Annotated in this window: 2 protein-coding genes; both read left to right on the top strand. The window is 36.3% G+C overall.

Annotation, left to right across the window (positions count from 1 at the left end; translation table 11 throughout):
• The coding region (locus ACFVSH_RS26225; RefSeq protein WP_387708734.1) for a C40 family peptidase at positions 1 to 393 on the top strand (393 nt) is incomplete at its 5' end.
• A gap of 582 nt (positions 394 to 975) precedes the next feature.
• On the top strand, positions 976 to 1098 hold the full coding sequence (locus ACFVSH_RS26220) for a hypothetical protein (protein WP_387708732.1): 123 nt from the start codon (positions 976 to 978) through the stop codon (positions 1096 to 1098).
• Positions 1099 to 1788: the final 690 nt, after the last annotated feature.

Here is a 1788-nt window from a genome sequence, read left to right as displayed (position 1 = left end):
GATGATAAAGCTTATGATGTCATAAAGTATGCCTATACTCTACGTGGGTTTACCTATGTTTTTGGAGAATATGATCCGATGATTGGAATGGATTGCAGCGGTTTTATCTATTGGGCCATGAAGGAACAGGGCATTTCCCTTAAACGTGGTTCGGCAGCGGACTACTATTCCACGCTGCCGAAACTCAGCGATCCAAAGGCAGGGGACTTAGTATTTTTCAGAGATACAGACTTAAGTCAAGAGATAACCCACGTCGGTATTTATCTAGGGGACGGTCGCTTTATTCATACAACAAGGAATACTGGCGTTCATATATCTGATCTTACTTCAAGTTATTTTACTCAGAAGTTCGAAAGTTTTGGGCAAGTCCAAGTCAATAATGGACTAAGATAGCCATGAGAGAGTTAGACTATTTGAATTTTCTAGTCATATTATTCATTTAAGGTTAACCTTAAACAAAATCCCGTATACTTAATTGAATACGGGATTTGTGTTTGATCTTCTCCTTTAGTTGAAGAAGAAGCCACCATTAACGAACGTTTATGGTGAGAGCGTTTTTAAAAGTTTTCACTTTATGACAGGTTAATTGAAGGAATAATTATCTAGATGAGTTTTGGTTTATGTGTACTCTCATCATACTGAGGGGCTCTGTTTTTTTAAATTAACTGAAAATTCAGTGTATTATCTGTAAATACTAACTTATAATTGTTATACAATTGTAAAATTATACAGTTTTATTTTCGGTATAATGGGAATTATTAGAAGTGTATTATGGTGTATGAATATTTACAAATAGGGAGCTTCCACCATACAAGGCTATTGAATCTTTAGCTTGGTAATTGTTCGTCCTTTGAACAAATCTACTTTTTGTGAACTACCCCTTACATAAATGTCGAATGTAGTTATGATACCCTCAAATCAACTATTAGAAGTAATGTTTGAGGGTAAAGGTATTAAAAGGGAGGCGAATTGTTTTTGACTATAATAGATATTGACCAATTGCTTTTAGCTACTGAAGAACTTGCTGATGAGTCAATTCCATTTCATCTCGATGCATTTGATATTGATCAATTATTAGATAAAGCGGATAACTGGTAAAGAAAAGCATACCCGAATGGAGTGAACCCAAAAAGATGATCCCGGCAATAGGTGGCATTCTATATTATCGCCGGTACTGGATTAAGTGAAAGTTCGTCGGGAAAAATGGAAAGGGGACTTTAGTGCCTTAGGTCTAGCATTATTCGTTTATCTCATGTTTCATGCAGAAACGGTAACGGGAATTATCATCTATCAAACCATTATACCTATATTTTCCGCAGTCGTATCCACTATTATATTTAGTCTGCCGCTGAAGTATTTACCGAGGTTCGGCAGTGGGTGTGGTCAATTTAGGGGTGCAAGTGGCTGGCTTCATCGCTCCTTTGACGGAAGGTTTTGTCATAGACGCTTTCCGATGGTTCCTTTAATGGAGCAGTTTAGTTATTGGTTTCATTCGGTGTCCTTTGCTTTATCGCTTTTATGACCTTGAAATCTGGAAAGGAAAATTTCAAGACTGAACATATCACAAACAATTCCTGCTGTAAAATAGATTGAAATAAATGCAGGAAAAAGTGAGAGTTTGGAATAATAAAAGTTTGTTTGAAATGGTATATAGAGTGCAAAAACTCTACCAGTCAGATTTTGAAAGCCTGATGTTACTGAATTTCAGTTAACAGGGCTTTTTATTTTTGGCTTTTTCGCATACTTTGTTGCTATTTACCAAGAAAAGCGGTGTGGTTGATTTCCCCT

It is taken from the genome of Peribacillus sp. NPDC058002 (genome assembly GCF_042886655.1).
GTDB lineage: Bacteria > Bacillota > Bacilli > Bacillales > DSM-1321 > Peribacillus > Peribacillus aracenensis.
The sequence above is the reverse complement of the archived record's forward strand: the minus strand, read 5'-3'. Positions and strand labels throughout refer to the sequence as shown.